The organism is Sphingomonas nostoxanthinifaciens (assembly GCF_019930585.1).
Taxonomy (GTDB): Bacteria; Pseudomonadota; Alphaproteobacteria; order Sphingomonadales; family Sphingomonadaceae; genus Sphingomonas_I; species Sphingomonas_I nostoxanthinifaciens.
The window spans coordinates 1191050-1205094 of record NZ_CP082839.1 but is presented as its reverse complement, the minus strand read 5'-3'; the positions used below and the strand labels follow the sequence as shown (position 1 = coordinate 1205094).

Below are 14045 nucleotides of genomic sequence, written 5' to 3'. Positions count from 1 at the left end.
AGAAGGGGACGTCTCAGCCGGTGTATCGCCGCACCAGCGCTCGCCGCAGCATGCGATCCTCAAGCGAATAGTAGAGCGCGATCAGGTCGCCCTCCATCACCGTCGAGGCCGCAAAGGCGATGTCGGTCGCCTCGCGCGTGATTGCCGGCGGCGGGACCAGCATCGGCTCAAGCCCACGGCCCGTGACGCGCGTGAAGTCGGGATCGAAGCTGATCCAGCCGATCCGCCAGCGCGCGTCGTGAGTGGCGCCGTTGTAGAACATCACCGGGTCCTGCCCCGGCAGCTGCGTGATCGGACCCGTGGAGAGGTGCCAATTGTCCCAGCTGTCCTCGCGGATGCCGAATGGATCGTCGCCGACGGACCACGGGCCCTTCGGCGTTGGACCGGTCGCCATGCCGATGCGCGAGGCCCCGTTGGCAGCATATTCGTAGAACAGCCGCCAGTCGCCTTTGGAGGTCTGCGCGAGCGTGGCCTCCTTGATGTTGCCCTCGCCCGGCGGCGCCGTCAGCACCACCTCTTCCTTGACGAGCGCGGAGAGGTCGGCACCGGCGGCGAGGATCATCCCACCCTGCAGCCGGGCCGCATCGACGCCGGTATAGTAGATCAGGTACTGCCCATTGTCCGTGAGGACGGTCGGGTCCTCGCAACCGCCGATGTCGGCGGGTCCTGGGCCTGGCGTGATCGCGAGGCCTGCGTCCATGATGAAGGCAAGCCCGTCGCGGCTCGCGCCGCCGGCAATGACCCCGGTCGGATCGTGCGGGCCGCGCGGGTCCGGCACGCCGCGGATCATGACGCGATAGAGCGCGCCTTCCTTCCAGACGAACGGACTCATCAGGTCCATCCCGTCGATCAGCGACTTGGCGGAGATCGTGACGGTGTCGAGCTGCTCCACGACGTAGGCCACCATCGCTCAGGCGCCCTGCGCGACGGTGAGCGAAAGCGCGCCGTCGATCGTGACCGTGGTCCCGGTGATGTAGTCGGCGGCGGGCGACAGCAGAAAGTTGACGAGTGCCGCCACCTCGTCCGGTCGCCCCGCACGCTGCCACGGGATCGCCGCCTCCTTGGTCTTGAGTTCCTGCGGGTTGTCGAGCGCCGACTGGTTCATCGGCGTCAGGATCATGCCCGGCGCGACGCCGTTAACCGCGATCTGCTTCGGTGCGAGCTCCAGCGCCAGCGTAGCGGTGAGTTGCGACAGCCCACCCTTGGCCGAGTCGTAATCGACCCCGCCGGGACGGGGAGCACGCTCGTGGATCGAGGAGATGTTGACGATGCGTCCTTTCATCCCCTTGGCTTCGAGCCCGCGCACCAGCCGGCGACAGGTCAGGAACGGGCCGTACAGATCGGAGCGGATTACGCGGTCGAACTGCGCCAGTTCCATGTCGACCAGATTCACGCCGGTCATGTTGAGCCCGGCCGAGTTGACCAGCAGGCTGACGGTCCCGAACGCCTTCTCAGCCGCCACGAACAACATCTCGACTTCGCCCTCATCGCCGACGTTGGTCTGGATGGCGATCGCCCGGTCCGCGCCACCGATCGCCGCGCACACCGCTTCGGCCGCAGCCTTGTCGCGGAAGTAGGTGATCGCCACCCGCGCGCCGGCTTGTCCCAGCGCCTTTGCACAGGCGGCACCGATACCGGACTCACCGCCGGTGACGATCGCAACTTGATTCTCGAACATCATTTCCCTTTCGGATGCCGTGTGCTCACCGTTTAGGCGGCTTGGGCGGGTTCTTGCACGTCCCGGCCGAGTGCTGACAACGCCGCCTCGACGGCTGCATGCAAAGATCCGGCATAGGTGTCGGCACCGATCGCGCGTTGGATTGTGGTGTCACTCAAAGCGGCTTCGCCCTCCGGCCAAAGGCCAACTAGAATCTTCGCTGCCGGCGCCCGCTGCCGCAGGCGCTTAATGAGATAGCGAAGCTCGGCGGGCGATCCGACCAGCTCGAGGTATGAGATCGCGATCGCGGCAACACTTGAAAGGTCGAGTTGCGCGATCGCTTCTCGCGAGACCTGCGCGTTGCTGATCGTGCGGGATGCAACACCGCGCTGTTTAAGCAGCTGCTGAAGCATCGTCGAAACCGCATCGTCGAACGGTCCGCGGCCCGAAACGCACGCGACCTGCCCAGTACCGTCCGACCTAGCTGATGAGAGCGTAGCGCTACCCTCGTCGACATGGTCGTCGAGATCATCGATCACCGACAGCATCGAGCGCGTCATCTTGGCGGCGCGCGCCTTGTCGATCGTGCCCTTGGCCTGGTCCTCGACCGCGAGCTTGAGCCCCTGCAGGACGACGTCTTCGTAATAGTCAATGAGCGGCCGGTCGGCGAGCAGCAGCTCGGCCTGCGCCAGTGCCTCGTCCGGATTGTCGGCGAGGATGCGCTGATAGAAGCTCTCCACCGGGGTCAGCGCTGGCCGGTCGCCGAGCAGCACGTCGAAGAACTCGAGGCTCTTCACGTGCCTTCCCATGACGACCAGACACAGCGTGAGCGGCGTGGACATGATCAGCCCGATCGGACCCCAGACCCAGGTCCAGAAGATCGCCGACACGATCACCGACACGGGCGAGAGCCCGGTCGAGTGGCCGTAGAGCATGGGCTCAACCACGTAGCCGGTGAACGGCTCGACCACGAAGAACAGCGCCACGACCTCAATCGCCATCGCCCAGCCTGGATCGATCGCCGCGCCCAGTGCTGCGGGTGCGACGGCCGCGATGAGCGAGCCGATATAGGGTACGAACCGCAGCAGTCCGGCCATCAGCCCCCACATCGCGGGTGACGGGATGCCGATCGCCCACAGTCCGAGCCCGATGACGATGCCGAAGCAGGTGTTCACCGCCAGCTGCGAGAGGAAGTATTTGCTGAGCCGCTGGCCGGCATCGTCCATCGCGCGGGTGGTGCGGTGGAGATCGTTCGAGCCAAACAGGCGGATGAAGCGATCGCGCAGATCCTCCTTCTGCATCAGCACGAAGATCGCCACGATCAGCACGAGCACCGTGGTCTCAAGCGGGCTCAGGATCGGTGCCAGTACCGCATGCGCGATCGTGAACGGCGATGCCTGACCCTGGACAACCTCAACCGGAATGGGGCGCCTTGTCGGTGCGGGTGTTCCGAGGCCACCGGCCGCCCCCGTCGATGCCGTCATGTTTGAAGCAGGGGGAGCGGTGGTCGGCGCGACCGCCGCAGGAGGCGCCTTTCTCGGGCTCCCGAGCTGCTGCGTAATCGCGGCGACCTTGGCGACCGCGAAACCGCGCACACCTTCGACCTTGGCCTCGATCGTCTGGGCATATTGCGGGGCGTTGGCGGTCAGCGACGCGGCCTGGCTGCCGATCACGGTGCCGACGAGCCCGAGCAGCGCGAGTGCTGCCAGCACGGTCAGGATCACCGCAGGCGCACGCCACAGCCGAAGCCGCTGCAGGAAGTTGACAACCGGGGAGAGCACGAACGACAGCATCACAGCGAGCGTGATCGGGATCAGCACTTCCTTGCCAAAGTAGAGCGCGGCGATCACCAGCGTGCCGACCGCGATCCCCAGCAGGCTCTTCAACTCTGGTGCCGAAGAACCGGCGATCTGGGCAGCCCCCTCCGCGGGCGCCGGGGCCTCATGGCTGCCGGTCAGGATATCCTCGTAGCCGGCGATGTTGTCTGGGTTCGGCATGTGCGCCTCGTGACAGGATGGCGCAGGACGCCGAAATCGTAGCAGGATGAGGAGACAGCATGCGGGCCGCTGACACTCGGGCGGCCCGCACGGAACGAGACGGGCTAGCTCGCAGGCTGCTCGGCTCCGGTCTTCGCGTCTCCCGCGATGTGGGTCTGCGCAGCCTCCTTGCCGGCCTGGACCGACTCTTGGGCCACCTGCTCGACGTTGCCGAGCAGGTCGCCGCTCTTCACGTCGGCTAGCAGCTCGCCGACCGGCTTGTCGGCGGTGAGGCCGTGGGCTTCGGCGCTGCCCTTGACCGCGTCGAGCGTATCGGTCGCGATGCGGCCGCCACGGTCGACCACGTCCTGCGCGAGGTCGCGACCGGCGGTACGCAGCTTGGTCGCGACCGAGCCGAGCGCGGCCTCCTCCTCGTCGGAGGTGGGCAGCAGCGCCCCCGCCACAATGCCGACCACGGCGGCCAGCGCGCCGAGCGCGAACGGATTGCTGGCGACCGACGCCAAAGTGGAACGACCTTGATGTGTCATCTTGTTCGTACCTTCTTGGATTGAGGCGCCGCGTTCGCCAGCGCTATTGCCTGCCCGTGCGAACGCGTCGCTCGCGCCAGCCTTCAAATCGTGCGACGTCTCGCGCACGCTCTGGGCAGCCGACGCAACGGCGTCCTTGATCCGCCGGGCATAGGAAGCAGCGGTGTCCGATGCGTCGCGTGCAACGCCGACGACCTTCCCGCGAACGTCGTCGAGGCGCGCGGCGTAGCTATCGTCATCGTCATGGTCGAGCCGTTGAACGCCGACCTCGGCATGACGCAGCCGCGCCTCCAGGCTGTCGTCCTGCCGTGGCGGCGATAGCCGTCGATCGGCTATGGCCGGACTGTGGATCGAGGCCATCAGCCAGGCGATGCCTACGCCGACCAGTGCTACGGGCAACGGGTTCGCCCGCGCACGCGTCACCAAGTCCTTGGTGAAATCGGCGCCTTCGCCGCCCCGAAAATAGGCGAACGCGTCGTTGAGCATCTGCTTGGGCGTCAGGTGTTCCTGGAGCTCGTCCAGGCGGCTGTCCATGCGCGCCCGGGTCGCCGCAAGGTCGCGCTCGATGCGATCGGTTTCGGAGATGTCATCCATTACGTATGCTCTTTGATCATGCGCGCGTCCTTCTGGACGCTGGCGATGCTGCGCTCGGGTGTGGCCGCCTTCAGCGACAGCTTGGCGAGCCCGCCACGGCTGATGAGGCCACCGACGAGCACGATCACCGCGCCTACAATCAGCAGGGAGGCCCAGGCAGGCAGCCAGAACGCCAACACCGCGGCGCCGCCTTCAAGCACCACGACAAGCCCGGCGAACGCGACGAGCGCACCGCCGACGATCGAGATCGCGGCGATGATCAGCCCGTGGAGCTTCTGGTCGAACTCGGCGCGGGCGAGCGCCAGCTCCCCTTTGACCAGATCCTGCACGTCGCCGGCGAGCCCGCTGGCGATCTGGCCGAGCGAGTGGGAGCCGCCCGGATCACCGATCGCCATGACCGACCTCCGGGATCTTTGGCAGATCATCGCGCGAGACGTCGGCTGCAACCAGCTTGCCCAGCCGCGCCACCGCAAAGCCAGCAGCAAGCGAGGCACCCACGAACAAGGCGGGCTGGCGACGCGCCAGCGTATTCACCTGCGCAAGCAGGCTTGACAGATCGTTCTCACGGAGCGCGGACGCCAGCGAACCAAGCTCGGTAGCGCCGCGCTCGATGGCAGACGCGATCCAGTCCTGCTGCCCGGCAAACGGCTCGCCGGACTTGTGGACGGCCGCGGCGAGCAGGTCGATCTGGCCGGCGATGCCCTCCTTCTGCTCGTTGGCCGTGGCGAGCGCCTTGTCCTTGACCTGGCCGACCAGCGAGGACGCCTGGCCCTTCACCTCCCCGGCAACGTCGCCGGCAGCATCGCTGGCGGAAGAGGCTGCACTCGCGGCGTGATCGAGCCCGGCTCGTGCTTCGCTCGTGGCGAAGGCATGAGTGCCTCCGGTTTCAGGCCGTTGGCCCGTTTGCGGATCGTTCATCATCATCTCCTTGGATTGTGGAAAGTGTCAGTGGCGAGGAGCTCATCGATGCCGGCAGCGAGGTCATGTCGCGCACTGGGGCCCCGATCGACGTTCTCGAGAAGGCGGTCGAGGCAATAGCGGATGAAATGGTGGCGCGACCGCTCGATCAGGCCCGCGTCCGGCCCGCCGGGATCATACAGGTCGATAGCGCGGGCCGCCGCGTCGACACCGTAGGCCCAGAAGCCGAGGAAGTCCTGCGCGGGATCACCGAGCGCGATGTCGCCGAAATCGATGATGCCCGTGAGTTCGAGCGTGTCCTTGTCAATCAACACATGCTCGTAGACCAGGTCGCCATGCACGACGACGGGCGGCGGCAGCTCAAGCTCGCGATAGCGCGCGTAGAAGGCACCGGCCGCGCGAGCCTGGTCCGGCAGGTCTTCCGCGATCGCCGGCACGAATTCCGTCAAGCCTCGATGAGCGAACTCAGCGGGCGTCCACATCGAAGGCCATTGTCGCACCGGCGCGATCACTTCCGGCGAAAGGCCATGAAGCGCCGACAGAAACACGGCTGCAGCGCGTAGGACGCCGTCTCGGCGATCCTCCGGGAGAACTGCGAAGCAGGCAGGCGTCAGCGCCGATCCGCTGATCAGCGGATAGCCGCCAAATCGACCAGCGGGGTCGACATGACTGTAGGTTGGAGTCGCGACCGCCGACCGCCGACGGAGGTGACGCAACACGTCGATCTCCAGCGCCAGGCCATGTACGCCCGATCGGGGAAAGCGAAAGGCGAAGCTCTCGTCGACGATCAGGAGGTCGTGGTCGCCGCCCGATCGCTCGAGCCGCCGGTCGTCGAGGGAGATGAGCGGAAACACCTGTCCGACCAGCGCGGCAAGCTGGTCGACGCACGCCAGACGCTCGAATACCCCTTCGGATTTGGCCAGCAGCATTCTTGCGAAGCTTCAACAAACTCGTTCTCGAGCGTGCCCGGCGCGCGCGATTGCAGCGCGCGCCGGGCTGCTCACTCAGCGGCGGTACGACGGGTCGGCGGACGTACCATTGTCCTCGTCGATCTCGACCTCGGTGCGACGTACAGTGTCGTCGATTTGCTCGACGCGCTCGCCGGCGGTCTTGGAGACGACAACCTCCTCGACCATCCGGGCGGTCTTGCCGACGACCGCCTCTTCGCCAGTCGCGGTTACGTCGATCGTGCGCTCGCGGAAGGCGTCGTCGGCGTCGGTGAGCGGACGATCGACCGCACGGCGCTGCACGTTGATCTTCTCGTCACGCAGGCGGACCTGCTCGTGCACCGGCGTCTCGGTGATGTAGGATCGCACCCGCGCGCCGTCGCGATCGACTTCGCGCTTGCCGACGACCAGGCTCTCCTCGACGATCGGGATGCTCTGCTCGCCCGCGACGTCAGTGCCGCTAGCCGTCTTCTCCGATCCATAGGCATAGCCGCCGGTGTCCGAGCCAGCTCCTGCCGCCGCCTCGGGTGCATAATCCCAGCCGGACGAGCGCCACTGTTGCGAGCGGTCGTCGATGTCGACGGTGTCGGCCTCCTCCAGCACGCGGACGGCATCGTCGACATGCTCCTCGCCGACGTCGGCGGTCAGCAGGAAGCCGCCGCGACGCACGCCCTCCTCGTAGGTGTGGCGATCCTCGTCGGGCAGGAAAGCGTTCTTGATCGAACCCCAGATGCCCGGCTCCTGCGTCGTCGAGCCACCGGAGGCGTGGAAGTCGGGGCTGGTCTTGTCGTGGATGCGGATATGGCTGGCATGGACATTGGCGGCCTTGAGCCGGTTCTCGGCAGCCTCGGCATCGACCTTCTGGTCGAATAGTGCGGTGACGGTACGGGTCATCGGTCTTCTCCTGAGGCGAGGGTGGTGGGCTTACTTGCTCGTCACGACGAGTTCGGTGCGGCGGTTCTCGAACTGGCCGCCCGCGGTCGCATTGCTCGCAACCGGGTTGCTGTCGCCGCCGCTCGCGGTGGTGATGCGCTTGCCGTCGATCCCGGCGTCGGACAGTGCCTTGGCGACGGCCGCAGCGCGATCGCTGCCGAGCTTGGCGTTGGCCGCGGCGGAGCCGCGCGCATCGGCATAGCCGACCAGGCGCACATTAGCCTTGGGATAGGCGGCGAGGATCTGCCCGAGCGCGCTCAGCGTCGGCTGGTCATCCGCGCGGATGACCGGCTGGTCGGTGTCGAAGTTCAGCTTGTCGAACGTGAAGGTCCGCGGCGCGGCTGCATTCGAGGCGAGGAACGACTGGAGGTCGTAGTTCAGCGTTGCGGGCTGGAGATCGACGACCTTCCCACCCGGCAGCGTGACGTGCTTGACCCCGACCGGCGGCACCGCAGGACCGTTGGCAGGAGTTGGAGCGGCGGCGACCTTCTCATGGCGATTGCAGCGGCTGAGCGCCAGCAGCGCCGCGAGGATGCCGAGCGCGAGCAGGATCCACGCCAGCCAGTTGGTCTTCTTCTTCTCGATACGCACTTCGCGCGGCGGTGCGCCGGGCGTGTTCTTTGGGTCGGCCATTATTCGCTTCCTGCGGGTGAGATTGGGTCGGCGCGCTCGACCGTCGCGCGGGTGACGCGAACCGTCTCGGGGATCGCCACATGTTCGGTGGTCGAGGTCCGGGTGAGCCGAACCTCCTCGACGACAAAGAGGCGCCTTTCGATGACCACCCGCTCTTCGACGATCGACACGATCAACGCATCGCCGTCCTGACGCGGTTCAGGCGCACTGTGGACTGGACGGTCGACGGCGATCCGCTCGACGTGGAGCCCGCCGCGTTCAAGATCGTCTTCGATCAGGACCGAACGCTCTTCGACGCTGGTGCTGACGCGAACGCGGTCCGAGATAACGGCCTTCTTCGTGACCGCCACCTGCTCCTCGTAGAGCGGAATCATCCGATCATTGATGTCATGAGGCATCGAGAAAGCTCCGCCGATCGTATCGGCGAGACCACCGGGCGTGGCTTCCTCGCGGGTTTGGCCTGAGCCTAACGCCGCCCGTGCGGCGCTCCACGATCGTATCGTGTTGAGCAGCCGTTGAACCAGCGGAGGAGGGTCAAGTTGCACGTTCCTCGGTTCGCGCGAAAATAAAGATTGCGCCGGCCAACATAGATCAGTCCAGCCCACCATGAGTTTGGCGCCTGCTAAGACAATCGTCAGGTCGATCCGGATTCAATGGGCCCATACCGATGGCGAGAACGTTCAAGGCCGTCCCTACCTTCGTATCGCGTCGGCAGCGGCTCTTTCCCACAACAAGGTAATGTCAATGTCGACGCCCGAAGATCTGCAAGAAATCTACATCGACGAGCTAAAGGATCTTTGGTCCGCCAACGACCAGATGAATCGCGTCCTCAAGAAGATCAGCTCCAAAGCCACTGATCCGGCGCTCAAGGAGATGCTGACCAAGTGGCACGACGGCATCGCCACGCACACCGAGGTGTTGAAGGAGCTCATCGCTGCCCATGACGAGAAGGTGTCCAAAGAGCATTGCAAGGGCATGGAAGGGCTCGTCGAGGAGGCGACCAAGCACGTGATCGAGGAAGGGCCGAAGAAGGGGCCGCTGCTCGACACGCTGATCATCGCCCAATACCAGCGCATGACCCACTACGGCATCGCCGGGTTCGGCACCGCCGCCGCCTACGCCAAGGCGCTCGGTCTCAAGAATGACGAGAAAAAGCTCAAGGCTGCCACCAAGGAGATCTACGGGGGCGACGAGTATATGACTAAGCTCGCCGAGACCGGGATCAACCTGCACGCCGAAGCCGCCTGACGTTCTGCCCGCTGCCTGATCAGGCGGCGGGGTGCTGTCAGTCTAATTCGAACTCGTTTCCAGCCGATGCATTTGGGTCTTTGACGTTTGCAGCCTAGCTCATGAGGATCTGCCACTCGGCCAGGGCGGCCGAGCGGCGGAGCTTGTAAGTCTGGCGGTCGACGAGGTGACGTTCGAGATTGAAGTGGTTGCTGACGTTGGCGTGGACTGAGGCGAACTTTTGAAGCGTCTTCATCCGCCGAAACCGCAGCATCGCCCGCTCTCGTCGTCGGAATGGCAGATGGCTGTTCTCCACGCGATTATTGGCATGCCGCCCGACCTCCTGTCGCTCGCCGTTACCGAGTTCTCGCATGGCTGCCTGGTAGGATCTTAGACCATCCGTAGTGATCCGCTCAGGCGAGCCGTTCCGCTTCAGCGCCTTCTTCATGAAGGCAAGCGCTGCCTTCTTGTCCCTCGTTTTCGTCACGTAGCTTTCGAGGATCTCGCCCTCGTGATCGACGGCTCGCCAGAGGTAGACCATCTCACCGTTGATCTTCACGAACACCTCATCAAGATGCCAGCGCCATTGGCGGAAGCCACGCATGTAGCTGACCCGCTGCTGGCGCACCTCGCTGGCGAACATCGGGCCAAATCTGTTCCACCAGAAGCGGATCGTCTCGTGGCTCACATCGATACCGCGCTCGAATAGCAGGTCCTCGACGTTCCGCAGAGATAGCGGAAACCGCACGTACATCAGCACTACCAGCCGGATCAACTCAGGCGAGGAGTTGAAGTAGCGAAACGGGCTCGCGGACCGGGGCTTGTAGCGGCGCATTCTGCCGCCTTAGCCGCCGATCAGAGCGTGGGACAATTAGCTCTGACAGCGCCATGTGAAGGCTTGTTTGGCAAAGGTCGGATCGTGTCCGCAGAAGAGTCGCACCGGAGGGTCAGATAAGCAGATGCCAGTATGGAGCATCCGGGTAGAGCAGGAACTGACCTGCGCCGTTCGGGTGGGGGATGTGACAGCTCGCAAGGCTCACCTGAGCTTGCCATCCTCCATCTCGTCTTTGACCTCTATGATAAAGATGGCGTCGGCCGTTCACGGCGCTGCTCACCGCGCGCTCTCCTAACCCGCAGGGCATCCGGTAGCATCTGAGCTTCCCACGCGTTGTGGACGTATCTTCCTGACGATCGTACCTCCGACGCCGGGCAATCGAGCATCTCATCCGCCCATTTGGCCGATGCTCCTATCGGCCAAGCCGGATCGGATTTGACGATGACCAGCACCATAGACAAGCTCGCGGCGGCAGGCGTTGCCGTCTGGCTCGATGATCTGAGCCGACCCAGGGTCACGTCGGGCGATTTGTCGCGGATGGTCGCTGCCGGCGACATCGTCGGGATTACCACCAACCCGACCATCTTCTCTAAGTCGATCAGCGCAGGGTCCGGGTACGAGGACCAACTGCGCGAACTCGCGCTGCGCGGCACGGCCATCGGCGAGACGCTGCGGCTGCTGACGGCATGGGACGTGCGTGCCGCGTGTGACGTTCTGCGCCCGGTCTACGATAGCAGCGATGGCCGGGATGGTTGCGTGTCGATCGAAGTGGACCCTCGCATCTCGGCCGACGCCGATCGTACTGCCGCCGAGGCTCGTGGGCTGTGGTGGCTGGTGGATCGGCCGAACCTGTTCATCAAGATCCCCGCAACCGAGGCAGCGCTGCCGGCGATCACCGCCAGCATCGCCGACGGCATCAGCGTCAACGTCACGCTGATCTTCTCGATCGATCGCTACCGCGCGGTGCTCGATGCGTTCATGACGGGGCTTGAACAGCGTGCAGACAAAGGTGCCGACCTGAAGCGGATCGAGAGCGTCGCGTCCTTCTTCGTTAGCCGGGTCGATACGGAGGTTGACAAGCGTCTCGCCGCCCTCCCCGACGCTGCCGGAGCCGGTGCGAAGACGCGCCTGCACGCGCAGGCTGCGCTTGCGAATGCCCGTCTGGCGTATGAGGTGTATGAGGAAGTTGCCTCCTCGGCCCGGTGGCAGGCGTTAGCCGACAGGGGTGCGTCGCTGCAGCGGCTGCTATGGGCGTCGACCGAGGTCAAGGACAAGGCGTTCGCGCCGACCCGCTACGTCACCGAGCTGGTCGCTCGCGACACGGTCAACACCATGCCCGAGGCCACGTTGAACGCCGTCCGCGAGCTCGACGCGGAGGTGCCTGACACGATCAGCGCCGGCTATGCCGACGCCCGCCGTACCATCGACGAACTCGCAGCGTCTGGCATCGACCTGGCGGACGTCGCCGACGTGCTCGAACGCGAGGGTCTCGCTTCGTTCGTACAGAGCTGGGACAACCTGATCGCGTCTGTAGAGGATCAGCTCAAGAAGGCCGGCGCAGAGGTGATGCCCGCGGGCGCCGTAAAGCCCGCAAGCGGCGATGGCGCTTCATCCACCGCACCTGCCGCAGCTGCGCCATCGGGCACCGACAAGGAAGAGCAGTCATGACCCCGATCGAACAAGCCGTTCATGCCAAGGCGATCGAGCTCGGCAAGCTCGCTATCAAGGCCACGACGTCAGCGGGAAGCGGCCATCCCACTACTGCCTTGTCGCTCGCCCACCTGACGACCGTGCTGATGTACCGGATGATGCGCTGGGACCCACAGCATCCCGATGCGCGCGGATCGGATCGGCTGGTTCTCTCCGAAGGGCACGCCGTTCCGATCGTCTACGCGGCATTTGCTGACCTCGGGGTGACGATCACACCAGGCGGTGAGGGGCGATCGATGACGATGACCGACCTGATGGCGCTGCGTAGCATCGACAGCCCGATCGACGGCCACCCGAACCCGATGCTGGGCTTCCCCTTCTTCGACGCCGCGACTGGATCGCTGGGCCAGGGCCTGTCGGTCGCGGCGGGCCTCGCCGCGGCCGCCAAGGTCGCCGGGCTGGATAAGACCATCTACTGCATCATCGGCGACGGCGAGTCCCGCGAAGGCCAGATCTGGGAAGCGATGGACTTCATCGCCGATCATGGCCTCACCGACGTCGTAGCGATCTTCAACTGCAACACGCTCGGCCAGAGCGACTTCGTCGCCGACGCGCAGCATTGGCAGGAACTCCAGCGCAAGGCCGAAGCGTTCAACTGGATGGCGATCGCCATCGACGGCCATAATCCGGCCGAGATCGAGGACACGCTCCGTCGGCGGGTCGAACTCGGGCGCGGCAAGCCGCTGTGCGTCGTCGCCCGGACGATCAAGGGCTGGGGCGTGTCGACGCTGGCGGGCATGGGTCACCACGGTACGCCGGTCACGCAAGATCATCTCGAAGCGGCCCTCGGCGATCTCGACCAGGAGGCACAGGAGCTTGGCGTTCAAAATGCCGACCCGGCCACCATCGACGACGTCCTTACGATCACGCCACCGCCCGCCGCCGCCGCCATGCCCGGCCGATCGGAACCGAGCGGGTTCGAGGCAGCGGTCGCCGCAGAGCCGAAGGTCGCGTCGACCTTGGCCGACAAGAAGATGATGTCGCCGCGGCGCGCGTTCGGACTGGCGCTGAAGGCGCTGGGTGCAGCCGACCCGAGCGTTGTTGCGCTCGATGCCGACGTAAAGAACTCAACCTACGCACTCGACTTCGCCGAGGCCTATCCAGATCGTTACTTCGAGGCGCGGATCGCGGAGCAGAACATGATCTCGGCCGCCGCGGGAATGTCGAGCGGCGGCATGCTCCCTTTCGCCAGCACCTTCGGGCGCTTCCTGGAGCGCGCCTTCGATCAAATCGATATGGCGATCGTCGGCGGAGCCAACCTCAAGCTCGTCGGCACGCACGTCGGCGTAACTCTAGCGTCCGACGGCCCAAGCCAGATGGCGCTCGCCGATGTCGCATTCATGCGGGCCTTCGCGCACAGTACCGATCATCGCGGTAACCCCGCCATTACGGTACTGACGCCAAGCGATGCGGTCAGCGCCTATGCGATGGTCTTGGCGATGGCCGCATTTCCTAGCGCCTGTTACCTGCGCGCCGTCCGCGCCGATCTACCGCTCCTGTACGAGGCTGACGCCGAGTTCCCGTTCGGCGGACATAAGGTCCTGCGTAACGCCAGTCTTGCGGATCGCCCAATCGTCCTGGTGTCGTGCGGCTATATGGTTCACAGCTGCCTCAAGGCGGCTGAGACCCTTGCGGCCAATGGGATCGATGTCACCGTAGTCGATGCCTACGCCGTGCCGATGGCCGCAGCGCCTGTGCTCGCTCTGGCCGGCCCCGGAGGTACGATCATCGCGGTCGAAGACAGTTATGTGGGCGGTCTCGGCAGCGAACTCGCCGAGGCGGCAGCATCTGAGCGGGATACGCCGATGGTCCAGTCGCTTGCCGTGCACGTCATGCCCAAGAGCGGCCGCACGCCGGACGACGTGTTGGGCTATGTGCACCTTGCCGTCGGCGACATCGTCGCCGCGGTTCGAGCCGCCGCCACCAAATCCTAGCGGTGAGCCCCAGCCTGGGGCATCAACGGGCGAACAGGACCAAACCATGCAGATCAAAGCCATCCTCTTCGACATCGATGGGACGCTCGTCGACAGCAACGACATGCACGTGCTCGCCTGGGAGGACGCGTTT

General features: G+C 65.3%; 14 protein-coding genes. 3 read left to right on the top strand and 11 right to left on the bottom strand.

Annotated elements, in window-relative coordinates; all coding sequences use genetic code 11:
* Nucleotides 1-13: 13 nt before the first annotated feature.
* The 10 genes from K8P63_RS05730 to K8P63_RS05685 form a co-directional block, all read right to left on the bottom strand.
* Nucleotides 14-907 carry a glycoside hydrolase family protein gene (locus K8P63_RS05730; protein WP_223798868.1) on the bottom strand — a complete coding sequence of 298 codons (894 nt, stop codon included), beginning with the start codon at nucleotides 905-907 and terminating at the stop codon, nucleotides 14-16.
* Nucleotides 908-910: 3 nt separating this feature from the next.
* Nucleotides 911-1678 carry an SDR family NAD(P)-dependent oxidoreductase gene (locus tag K8P63_RS05725; RefSeq protein ID WP_223798867.1) on the bottom strand — a complete coding sequence of 256 codons (768 nt, stop codon included), beginning with the start codon at nucleotides 1676-1678 and terminating at the stop codon, nucleotides 911-913.
* A 32-nt stretch (nucleotides 1679-1710) separates the two neighbouring features.
* Entirely contained in the window at nucleotides 1711-3654 is a 1944-nt protein-coding gene (locus tag K8P63_RS05720; protein WP_223798866.1) for an AI-2E family transporter, read from the bottom strand.
* A gap of 104 nt (nucleotides 3655-3758) precedes the next feature.
* A complete protein-coding gene (locus K8P63_RS05715; protein ID WP_223798865.1) occupies nucleotides 3759-4775 on the bottom strand; it encodes a DUF3618 domain-containing protein in 1017 nt (338 codons plus the stop codon).
* Nucleotides 4775-5170, bottom strand: coding sequence for a phage holin family protein (locus K8P63_RS05710; RefSeq protein WP_223798864.1), 396 nt, complete (start codon nucleotides 5168-5170; stop codon nucleotides 4775-4777). Before K8P63_RS05710 ends, K8P63_RS05715 begins: the two co-directional genes overlap by 1 nt.
* The gene (locus K8P63_RS05705; protein ID WP_223798863.1) at nucleotides 5157-5693 is read right to left on the bottom strand and encodes a hypothetical protein; all 537 of its coding nucleotides are present in this window, start codon (nucleotides 5691-5693) and stop codon (nucleotides 5157-5159) included. Before K8P63_RS05705 ends, K8P63_RS05710 begins: the two co-directional genes overlap by 14 nt.
* Before the next feature lie 2 nt (nucleotides 5694-5695).
* On the bottom strand, nucleotides 5696-6622 hold the full coding sequence (locus tag K8P63_RS05700; protein ID WP_223798862.1) for a phosphotransferase family protein: 927 nt from the start codon (nucleotides 6620-6622) through the stop codon (nucleotides 5696-5698).
* A gap of 75 nt (nucleotides 6623-6697) precedes the next feature.
* Complete coding sequence (locus K8P63_RS05695; RefSeq protein ID WP_223798861.1) at nucleotides 6698-7534, bottom strand: YsnF/AvaK domain-containing protein; 837 nt, start codon at nucleotides 7532-7534, stop codon at nucleotides 6698-6700.
* A gap of 30 nt (nucleotides 7535-7564) precedes the next feature.
* Entirely contained in the window at nucleotides 7565-8206 is a 642-nt protein-coding gene (locus K8P63_RS05690) for an OmpA family protein (protein ID WP_223798860.1), read from the bottom strand.
* Complete coding sequence (locus K8P63_RS05685; RefSeq protein ID WP_223798859.1) at nucleotides 8206-8604, bottom strand: YsnF/AvaK domain-containing protein; 399 nt, start codon at nucleotides 8602-8604, stop codon at nucleotides 8206-8208. Before K8P63_RS05685 ends, K8P63_RS05690 begins: the two co-directional genes overlap by 1 nt.
* A 346-nt stretch (nucleotides 8605-8950) precedes the next feature.
* Here K8P63_RS05685 and K8P63_RS05680 point away from each other — a divergent pair, with 346 nt between their 5' ends.
* A complete protein-coding gene (locus K8P63_RS05680; RefSeq protein WP_223798858.1) occupies nucleotides 8951-9454 on the top strand; it encodes a ferritin-like domain-containing protein in 504 nt (167 codons plus the stop codon).
* Between the two features lie 94 nt (nucleotides 9455-9548).
* On the opposite strand, the gene K8P63_RS05675 is transcribed toward K8P63_RS05680, so the two are convergent.
* Entirely contained in the window at nucleotides 9549-10268 is a 720-nt protein-coding gene (locus tag K8P63_RS05675) for an IS6 family transposase (protein WP_223798857.1), read from the bottom strand.
* A gap of 441 nt (nucleotides 10269-10709) precedes the next feature.
* Between K8P63_RS05675 and tal the strand changes: the two genes are divergently transcribed.
* Together tal and K8P63_RS05665 are read left to right on the top strand one after the other, a co-directional pair.
* Nucleotides 10710-11936: a transaldolase gene (gene tal / locus K8P63_RS05670; protein ID WP_223798856.1), complete on the top strand. Its 1227-nt coding sequence runs from the start codon at nucleotides 10710-10712 to the stop codon at nucleotides 11934-11936.
* On the top strand, nucleotides 11933-13912 hold the full coding sequence (locus K8P63_RS05665) for a transketolase (protein WP_223798855.1): 1980 nt from the start codon (nucleotides 11933-11935) through the stop codon (nucleotides 13910-13912). Before tal ends, K8P63_RS05665 begins: the two co-directional genes overlap by 4 nt.
* The last annotated feature ends 133 nt before the right edge of the window (nucleotides 13913-14045 follow it).

Excerpts from the sequence above, each read along its gene's own strand:
- K8P63_RS05730 (WP_223798868.1), bottom strand. The coding sequence starts at position 907 with ATGGTGGCCTACGTCGTGGAGCAGCTCGACACCGTCACGATCTCCGCC.
- K8P63_RS05725 (WP_223798867.1), bottom strand. The coding sequence starts at position 1,678 with ATGTTCGAGAATCAAGTTGCGATCGTCACCGGCGGTGAGTCCGGTATC.
- K8P63_RS05720 (WP_223798866.1), bottom strand. The coding sequence starts at position 3,654 with ATGCCGAACCCAGACAACATCGCCGGCTACGAGGATATCCTGACCGGC.
- K8P63_RS05715 (WP_223798865.1), bottom strand. The coding sequence starts at position 4,775 with ATGGATGACATCTCCGAAACCGATCGCATCGAGCGCGACCTTGCGGCG.
- K8P63_RS05710 (WP_223798864.1), bottom strand. The coding sequence starts at position 5,170 with ATGGCGATCGGTGATCCGGGCGGCTCCCACTCGCTCGGCCAGATCGCC.
- K8P63_RS05705 (WP_223798863.1), bottom strand. The coding sequence starts at position 5,693 with ATGAACGATCCGCAAACGGGCCAACGGCCTGAAACCGGAGGCACTCAT.
- K8P63_RS05700 (WP_223798862.1), bottom strand. The coding sequence starts at position 6,622 with ATGCTGCTGGCCAAATCCGAAGGGGTATTCGAGCGTCTGGCGTGCGTC.
- K8P63_RS05695 (WP_223798861.1), bottom strand. The coding sequence starts at position 7,534 with ATGACCCGTACCGTCACCGCACTATTCGACCAGAAGGTCGATGCCGAG.
- K8P63_RS05690 (WP_223798860.1), bottom strand. The coding sequence starts at position 8,206 with ATGGCCGACCCAAAGAACACGCCCGGCGCACCGCCGCGCGAAGTGCGT.
- K8P63_RS05685 (WP_223798859.1), bottom strand. The coding sequence starts at position 8,604 with ATGCCTCATGACATCAATGATCGGATGATTCCGCTCTACGAGGAGCAG.
- K8P63_RS05680 (WP_223798858.1), top strand. The coding sequence starts at position 8,951 with ATGTCGACGCCCGAAGATCTGCAAGAAATCTACATCGACGAGCTAAAG.
- K8P63_RS05675 (WP_223798857.1), bottom strand. The coding sequence starts at position 10,268 with ATGCGCCGCTACAAGCCCCGGTCCGCGAGCCCGTTTCGCTACTTCAAC.
- tal (WP_223798856.1), top strand. The coding sequence starts at position 10,710 with ATGACCAGCACCATAGACAAGCTCGCGGCGGCAGGCGTTGCCGTCTGG.
- K8P63_RS05665 (WP_223798855.1), top strand. The coding sequence starts at position 11,933 with ATGACCCCGATCGAACAAGCCGTTCATGCCAAGGCGATCGAGCTCGGC.